The following is a 19,391-nucleotide window of genomic DNA, read 5'->3' on the forward strand; positions in this document are numbered from 1 at the left end:
TCATACGTTCGTAATATTAAGCGCTTTGCGCAGAATAAACGGACAGACAATCAAGAAAGCATATTCCGGACTAAATATTGACCCGGTAAAAAACAGCGACACCGGCGTAAAAAGATAAAGCTGCACGCGAAAGTTCTGGTTATCCCCGAACGCGTTAATCATCATTTTGAAAACTTTAAACAGATACCACAGCGTCAACAGTACGGCGAACCACGAAAAATAAATAATTAACAGATACAGACCATTGTCTATGGTTTTACCGACATCCGCACCGTTAAAGATTCCGAATGATGCAACATATTCGTAAAGTGAGCCGAATCTTACTACACCATCTATATGGGTTAAGGAATAACCCACCATCACCAGCGGTCCAATGATGCGATAATAGGACGATGAGCCTTCCGTTCCCAAATCACCCAGTCGTTCTGAGATGTATGGGAAGGCAAATATCACGCCCACCATAAATACCGTCAGGGAGATAATCGCCAGCGGCAGTTTTTTCTTAATCGCATCTTTGTTCAGGTACTGAAACGCCCATTCCAGCAGGTAAAACAGGATAAATGTCATTACCCCGGAGAACGATCCAGACAGAACGATTCCTGCAAGAATCATAGCATCGGTCTTAGGCGTTTTGATACCAAACTGTTTGATGCTGAGCCAAATTGAGATTAACGCCAAAGCGAAAAACGCCGGTTCAAAATAGAGGGCCGTGGTACGCTTCCCGCCGAACTTGATGAAGTTCAAAACATAGCTGTTGCTGTAAATGAGATATTTCGAAATTATCTCCATCAGACTACTGCCGCCGGTAAGAATAATTTGCGCCATCTCCATGGCAGCAAGCATAACAATTAACGCAACGGCAATATAAAAGAACCTGAGGATTTTCCGATAATTGTGCGGAGAAATCGTTTTGAAGCGAATACTCCAGACCATTCCGATAATAATAACGATATAAACAAACAGCATGGTCGAGGTGACGTATTTACTGGCATCCAGCGACTGGCCAAAGATGTAGTTAAACAGCGTCAGGCCCGTACCCAACCCTAAGGCAATCATCAGCTTCTTCAGGTTGATTTTATCGACATACAGCAGAAGCAGAACGGGCAAGAAGGTGACGATGGTTATCGGAAAGCTTTCGCCGAGCTGGGCAATTTTGACGTTGACCAGCAGATAGATCAGCGGCAGCAGCAGATAACTACAGATTCTGATAGAACGAGACATACTCCTCCAGCATCTGTTGTCCACTGTAGGCCTTGCGGCTGCGGTTGCGGAACGATTCCAGGTCAGTGCCAAAAACAGCCTGAGCGATCTGCGCCTTCGGCAGTTGCACCAGCGGCAAGACCTCCTGCTCGGCAAAAGTTTTCCCACCGGATTTTTCCAGCACTTCGCGTGCCGCATCGCTGTGGGTGGCAATCACCGGCACGCCGATGGAGAGCGCTTCACAGAGGATCAGCGGGTAGTTATCCACGCGGGAGCTGAATACCAGCGCATCCATTTCATTCAGCGCGCTCATCAGCTTGCGCTTATCGGTTTCAAACCCGTGGTTCACTACGTTAGCCCCTTCGAACGGTGAAAATTTGCCGAAGGTATGGAGCTCAATTATGTCACCCAGCGCCATCATGTCGCGCACCAGCTGCTGGTTGGTTTTCCCGTCGTAACGCAGGTCATGCGCAACGATAGCGATCTTCGGTTTGCCCGCGGTTTCTGCCACCGGCGTCAGTTCGGCGAGAATGGCTTCCGTCGCCACGTCGATGCCGTTGTTAATAATCTGGCAGCGCCCTGCCCCGTACAGGCTGTTGAAGGCATCGGCCACGTGCTGGCTCGGGGAGATAAACGTGCAGCCGAGCGAGAGCATGTCGCGGAAAAGCTGGCGCTTGCCGGCCACCAGAGAGTGCGCGCGATCCACCTTCACCGGCGGATAGTTGCTCAGCGTCGGGCATTTCTGGCAGTTGTTTTTCCAGCCTTCGCAGCCGTCGGTAAACGCGCAACGGCCGGTTACGCTCCAGTGATCGTGCAGCGTCCAGACGAAGCGGGTGCCGGGCTTGTGGGCCTGCACCTTCTGACAGAACGCCACCACCTCTTCCAGATTTAGCCAGTAGCTGTGCAACACGTGAAAATGCAGCACAACCGGGCCGGTAGCGCGGGTCACCGTGCGATAAAGTGTATTCAGGTTGCCAAACAGATCGCGGTTAAACAGACGGAACAACGCGATATTGGCAATCGAGGTCAGGCGCGGCGTGTGCTTGTGCACCTGCGGGAAGTTATCGTGACTGACGCTTTTCTTGCCGCCCTTGCCATACCCATAAATAAAACGAGACTGAAGTCCTTTTTGCAGCGCGCGCTGGTGCAGATCCAGCGCCACCCCTGCCGCTCCGCCTTCTGCGAGGCGTACGTTAAATTGCAAAATATTCATTTAATCACCTTCACGCGGGCTTTTTCTCCCACCACCAGCGCGTTATCCGGAATGGTGTCCAGCACCACGCTGCCCGCACCAATTGTGACGTTGTTACCAATTGTAATGTCACCAATGATCACCACGTTTGCGCCCAGCTCGACGTTATTGCCAATGACCGGGCAGGCCAGGCTGTCTGGCCCACGGTTGCCAATGGTCACCCCATGGCGGATGGTGAAATCATCCCCGGCGACCACGAACTTGTTGATCACCACCGCATAGCCGTGATGGATGGTAAAGCGGCGGCCAATAGTGGCCGCGGCCTGAATTTCATAGCCAAAAAAGCATTCGGTGATGATGCGGTACAGCACCAGCACGGGTGCCGCCCAGATGTTGTTCAGGACATTTTTCTTACGCCACACCGAGCAAAAATGCGCGATGCGGTACGCCAGAACCATGCAGCACGGACGCAGGCTCCAGCTGTTAGCGCGGCAATCTTCCAGAAACATTATTTCCCCCGAAGTCCATCAGCCAGGCGCTTGCCGTTACGAACGGACAACAGCGTCAGCAGCGTGCGCCAGTTCATGCGCTTATTGCGGATCTGATAGAGGGTAAAGAGCTGATATTTACGGCTGGCACGGTCAAACTTGTCCTTGTGCTTGCGGTAAAAATGGAAGTAGCCCGAGAATTTTTTCGGCGAGGAGGTAATCTGCATCTCCCCGTGATTGATGTGCAGGATCTGCGTGGCCTCTTCGACCTTCCACGGTTCGCCGTATTCCACCACCATGCGCAGAAAGATATCGTAATCCTGCGCAGCCTTCAGTTCGGTATCGAACAGGCACTCTTTGAAGCGCCACGCCCAGGTAAAGACCTGGTTACCAATGATGTTGCGCTTGTAGAACAGGCGGCGAGAGTACGGTGATTTCGGATAGAGCGGCAGGCTGGCAGGCTGCGAGTACACCTCGCCCTGACAGACATAGTCGTTGGCATACAGGAACGCGTGCGTGACCAGCTGCTCTTTATGCGACAGGAAGACAGACAGGCGGTTCGGCGTCCATTCGTCGTCGTCGTCGATGCCGGTCAGATACTGCCCTTTGGCCTGCATAATCGCCTGGTTACGCACAGCACAGGCGCCGGAGTTAATGGCGTTATGTGTATAAACCACCCGCGGGTCGTTGAGGTCAGTCACAAATTTTTGCAGCTGTTCATACGAGGAAGAGCAGTCATCCACGATGATCAGCTCCCAGTTATCGTAATCCTGACGTAACACCGACTTGATTGCGCGGATCGCCAGCTGCTGACGATTCCATGTCGGCATATAGATAGAAATTAAAGGGCGTTGTGTGGTCATTTTTTCCCCTCACCCCGGCCCTCTCCCCAAAGGGGAGAGGGTGAAAGGCAGCCAGTGGTTATCATTACGTTCGTCCCCCAAATCCAGCACCGAACAGTCCCCTCTCCCCTTTGGGGAGAGGGTTAGGGTGTGGGGGGTGTTTTGTTATTTACTGTCAGACTTATATTCGTACTCGTAATAGCCATAATCCTGATAGCCGGTCGCGCGACGGAAGATGGAGTTCAGGATCACCCCTTTTACCTCAATCCCGTTCTGCTCGAAGCGGCTCAGGCTGGTTTCCACCTCTTTCAGGGTGTTCACCGCGTAACGCGCCACCATCAACGTGGTACCCGCATGGCGGCCAACAACGGCCGCGTCGGTCACGGCCAGAATCGGCGGCGTATCGATCAGCACCAGGTCGTAGTTTTTGCTCGCCCACTCCACCAGTTCGCTAAAGCGCTCGCTCATCAGCAGCTCGGACGGGTTAGGCGGCACCTGCCCACGAGGGATCAGGTCAAATTTCGGCACCGTAGTGGGCTTCGCGCTCTGGCTGATATCACCTTTGCCAAGCAGGATTTCCGACAGACCGTTAACGTTGTTGGTACCCAGCAGTTCGTGGGTGTAGCCCTTACGCATATCGCAGTCGATAAGCAGCACACGCTTGTTGGTCTGGCTGACCACCGCCGCCAGGTTGGCGCAGACAAAGGTTTTACCGATTGACGGGCTGACGCCGGTTAACATCAGGACGTTATTTTTGGCCTGCATCATGGCGAAGTGCAGACTGGTGCGCAGGCTGCGGATCGCTTCGATAGCGAGGTCGGTTGGGTTACCCACCGCCAGCAGCTGGCTCTGTTTGTAACGCTTAACGCCTTTGATGGTTTTGACGCTGTCACGAGATTTTTGCCACTCAGACAGCGGAATGCTGGCATAGACGTTGATACCGTTTTCTTCCAGCACCTGCGGGCTTTCGATACCGCGGTTGAACAGCGAACGCAGCAGCACGCCAACGATGGAGAGCATCAGGCCGAGAATAATGCTGCCGAGAATGATCAGCGCTTTCTTCGGCTTCAGCACGCCAGGCTGGGTAATGGCCGGGTCGACGATGCGCACGTCACCCACGGTGCTTGCCTCGGTGATTTTCAGCTCCTGCTGCTTGTTCAGCAGCTGCATATAAACCTGCTGTCCGGACTCCACGTCGCGGGTCAGACGCACGATCTCTTGCTGAGTTTTCGGCATCGCGGTCACGCGATCATTGAGCTTCGCCTTCTCCTCTTCCAGCGTGCGGCGTTTTTCCAGCAGGGTGCGGTAGGCCGGGTGGCGTTTGGTGTAAAGCTTGGAAATCTCCGCCTCTTTGAAGGTCAGCTCGTTAAGCTGCGCATCAATATTGACCATCGAATCGAGGACCGATTTTGCCTCCAGCGGCAGGTCAACGGAGTCTTTATCCTGACGGTAGGCGTTCAGCTTGTTCTCAGCATCATCCAGACGGCCGCGTACTTCCGGGAGCTGTTTCGCGAGGAAGGCCAGGCTTTTCGCCGCTTCAGCCGACTTACGCTCGACGTTCTGCTCAAGATAGTTGCGGGTAATGCTGTTCAGGATGTCGCGGATCTGATCCTTATCTTCACCGGTAAAGGTCATGCTCAGCACGCCGGTATCCTTACCGTTTTCGGTGACGGTCAGGTTGTTCTGCAGATTGTTGATCATCCCCAGCGTGGAGAATTTCGTGACGGTGAATTCACCGCCCTCCTGGGCATTGATCGCGCTGACCATCATGCTGACGCCATCTTTGGTGAGCATCTGCCCCACTTCACCGCGCGCGCTAAAGCCCGCGTCGCTGGTCAGCTGGTACTGTTTCGGGCCAAGCACCGTCAGGGTAAAGGTCTGATCGGCGGCCCCTTTTGGCAGCACAAAGTCAGTGACCTTGACCGTGTCGTTGTTTCTGCCCATCAACCGATCCCAGCCCGCACCAAAGATCGGGAAGGTATTTTTGGTGACGGAGATATCAAGCCCAAGGTCGTGGACCGTTTTACCCAGCACCAGACGTGACTGGATGAGCTGAATTTCAGCATCGGAGGCCGGCGGCTTGTTCGCCAGCGCAGAGCCAATGTCCTGCACCAGCGAGTTGCCGGTATTCTGTTCGATCTGCACCAGCGCATCGGCGCTGTAGATAGGGGTGGCAAACAGCGTGTAGACGACGGCCGCAGCGGCAAACACGGCGGTAATGCCCAGCACCCACCACTTTGCCTCTACAACAGTGCCGACCAGGCGTCCAATATCAATTTCATCACTGCCCGAAGTCGGGGCGGCAGAAGGTCTTGTTTTTTCGGTCATTGTTATCCCTGCTGAGCTTTCAGTGCCTGCGCCCACTGTTGGGCAGACTGGTCAAGTAAGGTGTAAACCGCCTCAAAGGCCTCATGGCTTTTGCGGTAGGGATCGGGGATTTCACGTTCATTGTCCCAGTGTCCAAACAGCATCACCTTACCGCGCATCTCCGGAGCGATATCGCACAGCGCATGAATATGGCGTTTTTCCATCGCCAGAATCAGGTCATACTCGCGGCACATGCGGCCAGTGACCTGGCGGGCAACATGCCCGTCGAGAGAGAGGTGATGATCCCGCGCCACGATCGTTGCGCGCTCATCGGCACCTTTACCGACCAATGCACCCAGCCCTGCCGAATCAACGGTCAGTTCGGGCTGGTAGTGTTTCAACAACCGTTCAGCCGTAGGGGAACGGCAAATGTTCCCCACGCATACCACCAGAATTTTGTTAAACATCGCGGATTACCAGGTATGAATGTCGCGCGCCGTATCCGTCATGTAGCGAACGCCACTGATGGTTGGCAGCAACTGGTTGATCAGACGGTTCCAGCGGGCAACCGGTGCGGTAGTGACATACACCACATCGTATGGCTGGAGACGGAACTCCGTCGCCATCACCAGAGAGGTCGCATCGGACATATCCAGCTGGTAGATGTTGGCAATCTTGCCTTTCGCGCTGCCCTCACCTTTCAGCGGACGGATCACGAAGATGCCGGTCGCGTTAGAGGTCGTCAGATCGATACCCTCAGCATTGCCCAGCGCTTCGGTCAGCGTCATACCGCTGAAGTCCATCTTGAGGGTGCTTTGTTTCTTCACTTCACCCATCACGAAGACTTTGAGATCGTCATTGCGTGGTACATAGAGGATGTCGCCCGGGTAAAGCAGGCGGTTCTGGGTCAGATCGCCGTTTTGCATCAGCGCCTGAAGCGAAATGCGCTGCTCCTTCCCGTTGTGGGTCAGTACCACGTTGCGCCAGTCGGCGCCGTCGGTTAACCCGCCCGCGGCGTTAATGGCATCCAGCACGGTCAGAGGAACGTTGGTGATAGCCTGCTGACCGGATTTGTTCACCTGGCCGGAGATGTAGGCTTTTTGCGAGCGGAATGCGGCGATATTAACGTCCACCTGCGGGTCGGCGATGTACTGCGCTAAGCGGCCGGTAATATCACTACGGATCTCGGCAAGCGTTTTCCCTGCCACATGGACTTTACCAATGTAGGGATAGAACATGGTGCCATCTGACTGCACCCAGTTACCGGTGTCGCTTGAGCTACGGTACTGGCCCGCTGGCGTGGTCAGTTCGGGGTGGTCCCAGACGGTCACGTTAATGACGTCTCCTGGCCCTACGCGATACTGGTAGGACGCGATTTCCTGGTCCAGTGACATATTCGGCTGGGCAACGTTTGGACGTGGGCGTAATTGTTCGACCAGACGAGGCGTAAGTGGATAAACATTCACCATTTTGTCGAGATCAAAATCGGCATCCTGTTGCTTGATCACATCCTTGCCCATTGTTGACATATTGCTGCCGGGAAAGACAGTGCAACCGCTCATCAAGGTCACAGACACCAATAATGGCATCAATTTCATTTTGGAGTTCATCATTGATTATTTATCACTTTGGCAGAGTAATTATCCTGTGCAATTTAAATACGTGTGAATCTAAAATGCATTAAGAATGTAGCTAATTAAATAAAAATATAACTAGCATCATTCCTAAAAAAAACGTTATTTGGCCAGTCACTGTTGACAACGGAATCATGGCTCATCCACACACATCCAGGCACGCTACCGCCCTTGGCTTCCAGCTACCAATACGCTATAACACGATGAATTGCAGGCAAAAAATCGCCAGATTTTTTGCATTTGAAATAAATGGAGCATTCATAATACGCAGGCACTATTTCGTTAGTCGCTCAAAAAAAAACAACAACCAGTAACAGAAGATATCCTTTTTCAGGCTATTAATCTTGTAACAGCTAATCCCAAAACAGGCAAGAAAACGGGTTCCGAACACCAAATTTTAAGAATTTGTTTAGAAAAGCAGTTTATTTTTAAGAATTTCTTTATATTGACAGCGTTATCATTGAACATCTTTTAATGCGATATTTCTTAATTTTGTTATTTCAGATAAATACAGACTTTCTTGATGAATTAGACTTATTATTCCCGGTATTATTAATTTAATGATTATTGAGAGAAATCTCATACTGACATTGCAATTTCCCCCAGCTTTATCCATGATCGAATTGTGTCATTCGTCATGTTACAGAAGGTATTGCTACTACTATGGAATGGATTGCCGATCCCTCAATCTGGGCCGGGCTGGTTACGCTGGTCGTCATCGAGCTGGTGCTCGGGATTGATAATCTGGTTTTTATCGCCATCCTCGCTGAAAAACTGCCCCCTTCCCAGCGCGATCGCGCGCGCGTAACGGGGCTGCTGCTGGCGATGGTCATGCGGCTACTGCTGCTGGCCTCTATTTCCTGGCTGGTCACGCTCACTCAGCCTCTGTTCTCCATCCACGGTCTGAGCTTTAGCGCCCGCGATCTGATCATGCTTTTCGGCGGCCTGTTCCTGCTGTTCAAAGCTACCGTGGAGCTCAACGAGCGGCTGGAAGGCAAAGACAGCGAGAACCCGACCCAGCGCCGCGGAGCAAAATTCTGGCCGGTAGTCGCGCAAATCGTGGTGCTGGATGCGGTCTTCTCCCTGGACTCGGTGATCACCGCCGTCGGGATGGTGGACCATCTTGCGGTGATGATGGCCGCGGTCATTATTGCCATCACGCTGATGGTCATGGCCAGCAAGGCACTGACCCGTTTTGTGAACAGTCATCCCACCATCGTGATCCTCTGTCTGAGCTTCCTGCTGATGATTGGCTTTAGCCTGGTAGCCGACGGTTTTGGCTTCCATATTCCGAAAGGCTACCTGTATGCCGCCATCGGGTTCTCCGTCATGATTGAAGCGCTTAACCAGCTTGCGATATTCAACCGCCGCCGCTTCCTTTCCGCCAATCAGACTCTGCGTCAGCGTACGGCCGACACGGTCATGCGCCTGTTAAGCGGTAAGAAAGAGGACGCGGAGCTGGACGCCGAATCCTCCGCCATGCTGGCCGACCACAGTGACGGGCAGATCTTTGACCCGCAGGAACGACGGATGATTGAGCGGGTGCTCAATCTTAACCAGCGTACGGTCAGCAGCATTATGACGTCGCGGCATGATATAGAGCATATTGACCTGACGGCCCCGGAAGCGCACATTCGCGCCCTGCTGGATAAAAACCAGCACACACGCGTGGTGGTGACCGGCGGGGAAGCGGAAGAAGAGCTGCTGGGCGTAGTGCACGTTATTGATCTGCTCCAGCAGCAGCTTCACGGCGAGCCGCTCAATCTCCGCGTCCTGGTTCGCCAGCCGCTGGTCTTCCCGGAGGGGCTGCCGTTGCTTTCCGCCCTTGAGCAGTTCCGTAACGCGCGGACCCACTTTGCCTTTGTGGTGGATGAGTTTGGTTCGGTGGAAGGACTGGTCACGCTCAGCGACGTGATGGAAACCATTGCCGGTAATTTGCCAAACGAGGTGGATGAGATTGATGCCCGCCACGACATTCAGAAAAATGCCGACGGCTCGTGGACGGCAAACGGCCATATGCCGCTGGAAGATCTGGTGCAATATGTCCCGCTGCCGCTGGATGAAAAGCGGGAATATCACACCATTGCCGGTCTGCTGATGGAGTATCTGCAGCGTATCCCGCAGCAGGGGGAAGAGGTTCAGGTAGGTGACTATCTGCTTAAAACGCTACAAATTGAAAACCATCGCGTGCAGAAAGTTCAGCTGATACCGCTGCGGGATGAGGAAGAGCTGGATTTTGAGGTGTAAAAAAGCCGGGTGGCGCAACGGCGTCAGGCTTTGTAGGCCGGGTAAGGCGAAGCCGCCACCCGGCGCAACAGGCATCACAGCTTATCCAGCAACTTCTTCACATCCTTGCCGTCCTGCGAATCTTTATTACGATCCGCCCAGCCGCTCAGTCGACGTTTCGCTTCATCCTGCAGATGCTTACGCAGGATCTGATCCACCTGGAGGCTATAATTCAGAGCCTGCCATTTGCCGTATACGCTCAATGGGACCGGCGTCTCTTTCAGGAAGTCGATGAGCTTACTTTCTCCCTGCCAGCCGGAAAGTACCCGCACGTTAAAGCGCGTGTCCGCCGTCTCTTTGACCAGATCCAGCTTACCTTCGCCCGTCAATGATAAGAATGAAGAGGTACCCTGCATTCCGTCGAGAGAGAGTTGTCCGTTGTCCAGCGTCAGGTCCGTGGTGAAGCTGTCGAGTCGCGTAGCGCTGTCGTAGTTCTCCTGGGCTTTCACATCGCTGCTGCGCTCTACCGCCTGCTGCACCAGCTGCTGGAAGTTGAGCCCTTCCATACGGGAGTTTTTCAGATCAAGATGCGCCTGTCCCTGCCACTCGCGACGGAAAGCCTCGGCATCAATTTTCGTGCCGGAGAAGTCCCCCGCCAGCGTCAAGTGCCCCGTCAGGGATATCGGGTAGTTAAACGCGTTCAGGATGGTCCCTATCTCAACGTTATCGAGACGCGGCTGGAATTCGGCGCTGGCAACGTCTTTACGGACATCCAGCGTGCCGGGCAGCGAGAGGTGCCCTGCGCCCATCTTGCCACTCAGTTCGGAGATCACCAGCAAACCGTTATGGTTAAACATCTGGCTGCTCACGTCGGTAAAGTCCATGCCGCGCCAGCGCAGGCTATTGGCTTTCAGCAGAATATCCGCCGTGAATCCGCGCAGGGCGTTATAGTCAGGCTGATCGAGATTCGACGAAATAACCGGGCGTGATACCGCTGACTGGCTTTGCCCCGTCTGCGCCGCATTGCTGTCCGTGGCGCTGGCTTGCAGTGGCGGCAACAGATTTTCCAGGTTGAGCTTGTCAAACTGCAGATTCAGCACCCACTTCGGCTTTTCTTCGAGCGTGACGCTGGCCTGCCCTTTCAGGCTACTGTCATTTGCCTGCAGGTTGAGGTTATCCAGCTCCAGCTGTTTTTGTTCCTCGCGCCACACGGCCTGCAGCGTCCCCTGCCCGGCGATCCCCTGGGTGGGAAGATCGGCCCCCGTCAGTTGCCAGTCCAGCTGCTGAATGTCGGCGGTGAGCTGGTGCGGATAGTCTGACGCGTTAACGCTGGCATTCAGCGACAGGGTCAGATCGCGCTGATCGCGGTTCACGCGCCCGCTGAATTCCACCGACGCAATATGGTGTGCATCCTGTTCCATCTGCAGGTTAATGTTGCGAACGGTGACCTGCTCTTCGTGCTCATGCTGGAAAACCAGTACGCTATCGGCCACTTTCAGTTTGCCAATATCAAAGGACCAGCCTGTATCAGACGGCTCATCAGGCAGGGTATTTTCGCGCGGTGCCACCGGTGCGTTAGCATCACGCACGGCCTCGGTTTGCGGGGTGAGCTGAATCACCGCGCCTTTCAGCATCACCTGATTCACCTGCAACTGATGGGAAATGAGCGGGATCAGCGCCACATCAAGGCGCATGTTGTCTGCGGAAACCAGCGGCTGGGATGCCCCCGGCGCCGTGAGCGACATGCGGCCAGAGAGAATACTGAGCTGCGGCCAGACGTGCCAGCGCAGCGGCCCATCAAGCTTCAGTTGATAACCACTGCGTGCCTCGACCTGCCGCACCATGTAAGCGCGGAAGTCGTTGGGGTTAACCAGCAGAACCAACGCCGAAAGGCCAGCCACCAGCACCACCAGCAAAATCATCAGCGTTGTCAGAACTCTTCTCATGGCATCCTCAATGGACTAACGATCAGTCTTTATCAATACGGCTGGCAACCGCACCCTGCTGGTCGCGATATTTTGCGTCCTGGCGGCGGTTATACGGCCTGTCTGCCGGGCCTGACAGCGGTTCAAAACTCAACGCGCCGATCATCATGCCCGGACGAAGCGCCAGCGGCAATTTACCGGCATTGAAGAATTCCAGCACGATACGTCCTGACCAGCCTGGATCGATACGGTGCGCGGTCACGTGTACCATCAGCCCCAGTCGCGCCAGCGAAGAGCGGCCATCAAGCCAGCCGACGAGGTCCGCAGGCAGGGTGACGGATTCAAATGTGACCGCCAGCGCCAGTTCACCCGGATGCAGATAAAAGGCTTCGCCGTCGTCGATAACGATTTCATCACTCATCACGCGATCGAGCGCGGCGCTGACTTCGTCCTTCGGACCGCTGAGGTCGATGAACGGTGCGGTATGGCCGCTAAAGGTGCGGAATTTATTCCCCAACCGGACATCAACGGTCACCCCATTGATACGCTCAACAGGTGGACGCGGGGTAATAGACAAACGGCCTTCATCCAGCCAGGCTTCTATATCGCGATCACAAAGACGCACGCCTCTTTCTCCTTTCATGCAACGTACCCTGAATCGGTAAGCGCTCAGGGTAAAACCAGGTTATCTCTGAACGGTACACAATTCACGCGGCTTATTCAAAAAACTGGCTGATTTTCGCTTTTAAGATATCAATCGCAATGCGGTTTTTACCCCCGCGCGGCACGATAATATCGGCGTATTGTTTGGAGGGTTCAATAAACTGCAGGAACATTGGGCGGACCGTTTTCTGGTATTGCGCCATCACGGAGTCCATTGAACGGCCGCGTTCATTAACGTCACGCTTGATGCGGCGCATCAGGCAGATATCCAGCGGGGTATCGACGAAAATCGAGAAGTTCATGGATTCACGCAGGCGGGCATCGGTCAGCAGCAGAATGCCTTCAAGGATAATGACCTTTTTCGGCTCGATGCGGATCGTTTCCTGGGTGCGGGTATGTTCGACATAACTGTAAACGGGCAGCTCAATCGCCTGGCCGCTCTTAAGCGCTTCTAAATGCTGGAACAGCAGGCTGTGATCCATTGCATTGGGGTGGTCATAGTTCGTTTTAACGCGCTCTTCCATCGACAGATGGGATTGATCTTTGTAATAGCTGTCTTCGGGAATGACGCCGATATGCTCATCACCTACTTGTTCACGCAGTTCGCGATAAAGCGTACTGGCAATTAGACTTTTACCTGAAGCCGATGCGCCGGCGATGCCTATAATGACGCACTGATGAGACTTATCAGTCATAAATTTAGCGACCTGATTAACCTGGATGTTAAGGAAGGACGACGCCGGAGCGTCAAACGCGGCAATTATAGGGATTTCGCGGGCGTGATACCAGTCGAATGCACAGGTTCTGCGAGACTGGCCGAAAAGTGACAACTTATTCCCTGAATGAAATTTAAATGACCATTTTTTCACCGTTTCACCGTTTTTTTTAACGGAGTAAGTATTTAATAAGTCTGTGGTGTCAAATTCTGAGCGGTCACCATATGAATTGTAAATTGTTTGTACTAGCATAAACCAAATTATCAAATTCACGCGTTCGGACATCTTCCCTGACGGCATGGCGTCTCTGGATAAAGCGGTAATGAATAAACAATACCAGCGGGTTTTGGTGACTACCCCACATCCTTTAACACGACTTGTCTGTCTGGGCCTGGTCACCTTTATCTTTACCTTATTTTCGCTGGAACTCACCCGTTTCGGCACCCTGCTGGCTCCGCTCTGGTTCCCCACCGCCATTATGATGGTGGCGTTTTACCGCCATGCCGGAAAAATGTGGCCGGGCATTGCCCTGGCCTGCTCGTTCGGCAATGTTCTGGCCTCGTGGATGCTGTTCTCCTGGGGATCGGTCAGCCTCATCTATCCTTCGATCAACGTCATTGAGGCCGCTATTGGTGCGCTGTTTCTGCGCAAATGGCTCCCATGGTACAACCCGCTGCAGAATCTGAACGACTGGATCCGCGTGGCCATCGGCAGCGCGCTGGTGCCGCCGCTGGTGGGCGGTATTCTGGTGACCCTGCTGGCCCCCGGCCCAGAGCCACTGCGTAATTTCTTCGTCTGGGTATTGTCAGAAGCGATTGGCGCGCTGGCGCTGGTGCCGCTGGGCCTGCTGTTTAAACCCCATTATCTGCTGCGCCACCGCGATCCGCGGTTGCTGCTGGAAACGCTGACCACGCTGGCCGTGACATTAGCCCTCAGTTGGGCAGCCATCACCTGGCTGCCGTGGCCCTTCACCTGCGTGATCGTTCTGCTGATGTGGAGCGCCGTGCGCCTGCCGCGGATGGAAGCGTTCATGGTGTTTCTGGTCACCGTGATGGTGGTGTCGCTGATGATTGCCCGCAACCCTCTGGCGCTGACCACCCAGCACGCCGGGCCGATGCTGAACGCCCCCTGGCTGCCGTTCCTGATGCTGCTCCTGCCCGCTAACGTCATGACCATGGTGATGTACGCCTTCCGCGCCGAGCGCAAACACATCACCGAAAGCGAAGAGCGTTTTCGTAACGCAATGGAATATTCTGCCATCGGTATGGCGCTGGTCAGCATCGAAGGAAAATGGCTTCAGGCGAACAAGGCACTGTGCAATTTCCTCGGCTACAGCCAGACGGAGCTCCAGTCGCTGACCTTCCAGCAGCTTACCTGGCCAGAAGATCTGAATACCGACCTGGAGCAGCTCGAACAGCTCATTAACGGCGACATCAATACCTATACCCTCGAAAAGCGCTATTACACGCGCGACGGGGAAGTGGTCTGGGCGCTTCTTGCCGTCTCCGTGGTGCGCCATGCCGACGGCTCGCCGCTCTATTTTATCGCCCAGATTGAAGACATTAACGACCTGAAGCAGACCGAGTGGGTCAATAAACGCCTGATGGAGCGCATCACCCTGGCAAACGAAGCAGGGGGCATCGGCATCTGGGAGTGGGATCTGGAACCCGACATTATCAGCTGGGATAAGCGGATGTTTGAGTTGTATGAAATTCCGCCGCACATCAAGCCCACCTGGCAGCTCTGGCACGACACGATGCTGCCGGAAGATCGCGCCCACGCAGAGAAGGTGCTGCGGGACTCTCTGATTTCCCGTCTGCCGTTTAAGCTGGAATTCCGCATTCGCGTGAAGGAAGGCGTGCGTCATATTCGCTCCCTGGCGAACCGGGTGCTCAATAAGCAGGGGGAAGTCGAACGGTTGCTCGGTATCAACATGGACATGACCGAGGTTAAGCAGCTTAACGAGGCGCTTTTCCAGGAAAAAGAGCGTCTGCACATTACCCTCGACTCCATCGGTGAAGCAGTGCTGTGCACCGATATCAACATGAACGTCACCTTTATGAACCCGGTCGCCGAGAAAATGAGCGGCTGGCTGCAGACCGAAGCTATTGGTCAGCCGATCCTGAAGGTGTTACACATCACCTTTGGTGAAAAAGGGCCGCTGATGGAGAATATTCACAGCGGCGATATGTCCCGTTCCGATATCGATCAGGACGTGGTGTTGAACTGCCGTACCGGCGGTAATTTTGATATCCACTACAGCATTACGCCGCTCAGCACGCTGGATGGACAGAATATCGGCTCGGTGATCGTGATTCAGGACGTGACCGAGTCGCGCAAAATGCTGCGCCAGCTGAGCTACAGCGCTTCCCACGATGCCCTGACCCATCTTGCAAATCGGGTCAGCTTCGAAAACCATCTCAAACGGCTCCTGCAGACCGTTCGCGAAACGCGTCAGCGTCATGCCCTGGTGTTTATCGACCTCGATCGCTTCAAAGCCGTCAATGACACGGCTGGCCACGCAGCGGGCGATGCCCTGCTGCGGGAACTGGCTTCCCTGATGTTAACCATGCTCCGCTCCAGCGACGTGCTGGCGCGTCTGGGCGGGGACGAGTTCGGGTTACTGTTACCGGACTGCAACCTGGAAAGCGCGCGCTATATCGCCGGTCGTCTGATTCATGCCATCAACGACTATCACTTTATGTGGGAAGGCCGCCTGCACCGGATCGGCGCCAGCGCCGGCATCACGCTGATTGATGAAAATAATCATCAGGCGTCGGAGATCATGTCACAGGCGGACATTGCCTGTTACGCCTCAAAAAACAGCGGACGTGGCATGGTGACAGTGTATGAACCCCAGCAGGAGCGGGATCACCACACGCGCAGCATGATGTCGCTTGATGAACAGTGGCACATGATTAAAGACAATCATCTGATGATGATTGCCCGCAGCGTCGCCTCACCGCGCATCCCTGAGAGCAGTAATTTCTGGCTGCTGTCGTTACGCCTGTGGACCAGCCAGGGCGAAGTTCAGGAAGAGCATGCCTTCCGCTCGGGCCTGGCGGAGCCAGAGCTTCTGCACGCCCTCGACAGGCGAATCTTTAGCGAGTTTTTCCGCACCTCAGCCGCCCAGATCGCCAGTAAAGGCATGGGTGTGGCGCTGCCGCTCTCGGAGGCCGGTTTAGCCAGCGTGACGCTGGTGGATGAACTGCTCGACCTGCTGGATAAAAGCCCGATGCCGGGCCGTCTGCTGCATCTGGTTATCTCTGCCGATGTGGTGTGCAATCCGGATAAGAACCTGCATCGGGGTCTGCAAAAGCTCCGTCAGGCGGGCTGCCGCGTGATCTTCAGCCAGGTGGGACGCGATATGAACGTCTTTACCCACCTGACCGCGAACATGGCCGACTATCTGATGCTGGATGCGGAGGTGGTAACCAACGTGTACGGCAATCTGATGGATGAGATGATGGTGACCATTGTTCAGGGGCACGCCCAGCGTCTGGGAATGAAAACCATCGCAGGCCCCTGTAACCAGCCCATAATGATGGATACGCTCTCCGGTATCGGCATCGATTTTATCTTTGGTGACACCATCGCCGAGCCGCAGCCATTAGATCTTCTGCTCAACACCAGTTATTTCGCGATCAACTGACGGTGTCCAGCCGTCGGTATACCAGATATGCAACAGCGCGTAGGAGCGCCACGGCTTCCAGCGTTCGGCATAGCGACGAATTTGCGCGGGCGTCATTCCGGCGAAGCGTTGTTTAATCAGGTAATCATCCGGCAGAAACACATCTTTCGCCTGCCAGCCGCGCAGGGCCAGATAATTTGCCGTCCAGCGCCCTATTCCCGGCCGCTGCTGTAGCGCCTTCATCCCCTCTTCTATATTCGCGGGCGGGAAAAGCGGAAATGTTCCGTCGATAACCGACTGCGCCAGATGAATCAGCGACTCCGCGCGCTTTACCGGCATGCCCAACGCTTTCAGCGCCAGCGGGTCCGCTGCCGCCAGCGCCTGCGGCGTGGGGAAGCAGAGATAGCCCGGACAATCCGCCACGGGTTCACCGCATAACGCCACCACGCGTGACGCCAGCTTCGCCGCCATCGCCACGCTCACCAGCTGTCCGAGAATCGCCCGGACGCCCTGCTCATACGCATCCATCGCTCCCGGCAAACGTAAGCCCGGCCTTGCAGCACCGAGATCGCCCAGCGTCTCTGCGATGTGCTGCGGATTGCAGGCAAGATCGAACAGGCGTTCGATGCGCTCAAGGCACGGCTGAGCAACCGGAATTAACCCCGGGCTGAGGGTTACGGTCAGCGTATGTGTTGCGATATCCGGCGTCACGCGGAAGATCCCCTGATGTCCCTCGCAGGCAAAACTGCGCTCGTAGTAGTCGTGCGTGACGGTTTCAATGCCCGTCACCGCACGCGCGCCAAGAAAGCCAAACATCCACTGCCAGTCGTAAGGGGGAAGCCAGTTCAGGGTGTACATCATCTCTCCTTTTGGGTTCTTCACAGCATAAACGGAAAGGTCCTGTTTCGCCTTGCTTTCATATTCCTGTTGTCGCCATGCGGACATTTCGTTAAAGTCTCGCCCCTTCTCACCGGCATGGGGATTCATCGTGTTTATTGGATTTGACTACGGAACGGCAAACTGCTCGGTTGCGATTATGCAAAACGGGCAGCCACGGCTCCTGAAAATGGAAAAAGAGAGCACGCTACTGCCGTCAATGCTCTGCGCACCGACGCGTGAAGCGGTGAGCGAATGGCTGTTCCGCCACCATCAGGTTCCGGCTTCGGCGGCGGAAACCCAGGCACTGTTACGCCGTGCCGTCAGCTTCAACCGCGAGGAAGATATCGACGTTACGCCGTCCAGCGTGCAGTTCGGCCTCTCCTCGCTCGGACACTACATTGAAGACCCCGAAGAGGTCTACTTCGTTAAGTCGCCAAAATCCTTCCTCGGCGCCAGCGGCCTGAAGCCGCAGCAGGTCGCGCTGTTCGAAGACCTGGTGTGTGCGATGATGCTGCACATCCGCAACCAGGCACAGACGCAGGTCTCCGACGCGATTACCCAGGCGGTGATTGGCCGACCAATTAACTTCCAGGGGCTGGGCGGCGACGAGGCCAACCAGCAGGCGCAGGGGATCCTGGAACGCGCGGCGCACCGCGCAGGCTTCCGCGACGTGGTATTCCAGTATGAACCCGTTGCCGCAGGGCTGGACTTCGAAGCCACGCTGACGGAAGAGAAGCGCGTATTGGTCGTGGACATCGGCGGGGGCACCACCGACTGCTCGCTGCTGCTGATGGGGCCGCAGTGGCATAACCGGCGCGACCGCGAAAACAGCCTGCTGGGGCACAGCGGCTGCCGCGTAGGCGGGAACGATCTTGACATCGCCCTGGCATTCAAGAGCCTGATGCCGCTGCTCGGCATGGGCGGGCAAACGGAGAAGGGCATCGCGTTGCCGATCCTGCCATGGTGGAACGCGATTGCCATCAACGACGTGCCGGCACAGAGTGATTTTTACAGCACCGCCAACGGCCGCTTCCTTAACGATCTGGTGCGTGATGCCCAGGATGGTGAAAAAGTCGCCCTGCTCTATAAAGTGTGGCGCCAGCGTCTGAGCTACCGCGTGGTGCGTACCGCGGAAGAGAGCAAAATCGCCCTGTCCGACCGCGCTGAACATGCGGTCTCCCTGCCGTTTATCAGTGACGAACTGGCCACCGCCATTTCGCAGGACGGGCTGGAGACGGCGCTTGCCCAGCCGCTACAGCGCATTCTGGAACAGGTGCAGCTCGCGCTGGAGAACGGCAAAGAGAAGCCGGACGTGATTTACCTGACCGGGGGAAGTGCCCGTTCACCGCTGATCAAGAAAGCGCTGGCCGAACAGCTGCCGGGTATTCCGATTGCAGGTGGCGATGACTTTGGTTCCGTTACCGCTGGTCTGGCACGCTGGGCGCAGGTGATGTTTAGCTAGTGCAGTTGTGCCGGGTGACGGCTTCGCCTTACCCGGCCTACAAAACGTGTGTTGTTGTGGTGCGGTCTGGTCCTCTCCCACAAAACACCAAAAACGGCAACTTCCGTTGCCGTTCGCATTTACCTTGTAGGCCGGGTAAGCGAAGCGTCACCCGGCAACACTCAGACAATTCCCGACAGTCTTCCATATTTCCTCCATTTTTCCGCTGTGTTGCCTGACTAAACTA

14 protein-coding genes are annotated in these 19,391 nt (G+C 55.1%); 3 read left to right on the forward strand and 11 right to left on the reverse strand.

Features of this window, described 5'->3' with window-relative positions; genetic code table 11:
* The 7 genes from wcaD to LJA86_RS10665 all read right to left on the reverse strand — a co-directional run bounded on the left by wcaD (nucleotide 1) and on the right by LJA86_RS10665 (nucleotide 7,642).
* Complete coding sequence (gene wcaD, locus LJA86_RS10635; protein ID WP_045908624.1) at nucleotides 1–1,221, reverse strand: colanic acid polymerase WcaD; 1,221 nt, start codon at nucleotides 1,219–1,221, stop codon at nucleotides 1–3.
* A complete protein-coding gene (gene wcaC, locus LJA86_RS10640) occupies nucleotides 1,196–2,413 on the reverse strand; it encodes a colanic acid biosynthesis glycosyltransferase WcaC (RefSeq protein WP_229226124.1) in 1,218 nt (405 codons plus the stop codon). Before wcaC ends, wcaD begins: the two co-directional genes overlap by 26 nt.
* Nucleotides 2,410–2,901, reverse strand: a complete 492-nt coding sequence (gene wcaB / locus LJA86_RS10645) for a colanic acid biosynthesis acetyltransferase WcaB (RefSeq protein ID WP_039025009.1) — start codon at nucleotides 2,899–2,901, stop codon at nucleotides 2,410–2,412. Before wcaB ends, wcaC begins: the two co-directional genes overlap by 4 nt.
* A complete protein-coding gene (gene wcaA / locus LJA86_RS10650) occupies nucleotides 2,901–3,743 on the reverse strand; it encodes a colanic acid biosynthesis glycosyltransferase WcaA (protein ID WP_045908626.1) in 843 nt (280 codons plus the stop codon). The genes wcaB and wcaA overlap by 1 nt, the downstream gene beginning before the upstream one ends.
* 144 nt (nucleotides 3,744–3,887) lie before the next feature.
* Complete coding sequence (gene wzc, locus LJA86_RS10655) at nucleotides 3,888–6,050, reverse strand: tyrosine-protein kinase Wzc (protein ID WP_048028312.1); 2,163 nt, start codon at nucleotides 6,048–6,050, stop codon at nucleotides 3,888–3,890.
* Nucleotides 6,051–6,052: 2 nt separating this feature from the next.
* Entirely contained in the window at nucleotides 6,053–6,496 is a 444-nt protein-coding gene (gene wzb / locus LJA86_RS10660) for a low molecular weight protein-tyrosine-phosphatase Wzb (RefSeq protein WP_045908628.1), read from the reverse strand.
* A gap of 6 nt (nucleotides 6,497–6,502) precedes the next feature.
* Entirely contained in the window at nucleotides 6,503–7,642 is a 1,140-nt protein-coding gene (locus LJA86_RS10665) for a polysaccharide export protein (protein WP_008499413.1), read from the reverse strand.
* 684 nt (nucleotides 7,643–8,326) lie between these two features.
* On the opposite strand from LJA86_RS10665, the gene LJA86_RS10670 reads away from it, so the two are divergent.
* The gene (locus LJA86_RS10670; RefSeq protein ID WP_229226125.1) at nucleotides 8,327–9,910 is read left to right on the forward strand and encodes a TerC family protein; all 1,584 of its coding nucleotides are present in this window, start codon (nucleotides 8,327–8,329) and stop codon (nucleotides 9,908–9,910) included.
* A 74-nt stretch (nucleotides 9,911–9,984) separates the two neighbouring features.
* Here LJA86_RS10670 and asmA read toward each other — a convergent pair whose 3' ends face one another.
* From asmA to udk, 3 genes are all read right to left on the reverse strand, one after another.
* On the reverse strand, nucleotides 9,985–11,835 hold the full coding sequence (gene asmA, locus LJA86_RS10675) for an outer membrane assembly protein AsmA (protein WP_229226126.1): 1,851 nt from the start codon (nucleotides 11,833–11,835) through the stop codon (nucleotides 9,985–9,987).
* A 22-nt stretch (nucleotides 11,836–11,857) separates the two neighbouring features.
* Nucleotides 11,858–12,439: a dCTP deaminase gene (gene dcd / locus LJA86_RS10680; RefSeq protein WP_024908111.1), complete on the reverse strand. Its 582-nt coding sequence runs from the start codon at nucleotides 12,437–12,439 to the stop codon at nucleotides 11,858–11,860.
* A gap of 91 nt (nucleotides 12,440–12,530) precedes the next feature.
* Nucleotides 12,531–13,172 (reverse strand): uridine kinase, encoded by a 642-nt coding sequence (gene udk / locus LJA86_RS10685; protein WP_008500855.1) that lies wholly within the window; start codon nucleotides 13,170–13,172, stop codon nucleotides 12,531–12,533.
* 343 nt (nucleotides 13,173–13,515) lie between these two features.
* On the opposite strand from udk, the gene LJA86_RS10690 reads away from it, so the two are divergent.
* Nucleotides 13,516–16,845, forward strand: a complete 3,330-nt coding sequence (locus tag LJA86_RS10690) for a diguanylate cyclase (protein WP_229226127.1) — start codon at nucleotides 13,516–13,518, stop codon at nucleotides 16,843–16,845.
* On the opposite strand, the gene alkA is transcribed toward LJA86_RS10690, so the two are convergent.
* Nucleotides 16,804–17,682: a DNA-3-methyladenine glycosylase 2 gene (gene alkA, locus LJA86_RS10695; protein WP_229226263.1), complete on the reverse strand. Its 879-nt coding sequence runs from the start codon at nucleotides 17,680–17,682 to the stop codon at nucleotides 16,804–16,806. The genes LJA86_RS10690 and alkA overlap by 42 nt on opposite strands.
* 130 nt (nucleotides 17,683–17,812) lie before the next feature.
* On the opposite strand from alkA, the gene yegD reads away from it, so the two are divergent.
* Nucleotides 17,813–19,165 carry a molecular chaperone gene (gene yegD, locus LJA86_RS10700; protein WP_196365086.1) on the forward strand — a complete coding sequence of 451 codons (1,353 nt, stop codon included), beginning with the start codon at nucleotides 17,813–17,815 and terminating at the stop codon, nucleotides 19,163–19,165.
* Nucleotides 19,166–19,391: the final 226 nt, after the last annotated feature.

Source organism: Enterobacter sp. TCD1-1 (assembly GCF_020567405.1).
Classification (GTDB): Bacteria; Pseudomonadota; Gammaproteobacteria; order Enterobacterales; family Enterobacteriaceae; genus Enterobacter; species Enterobacter quasiroggenkampii.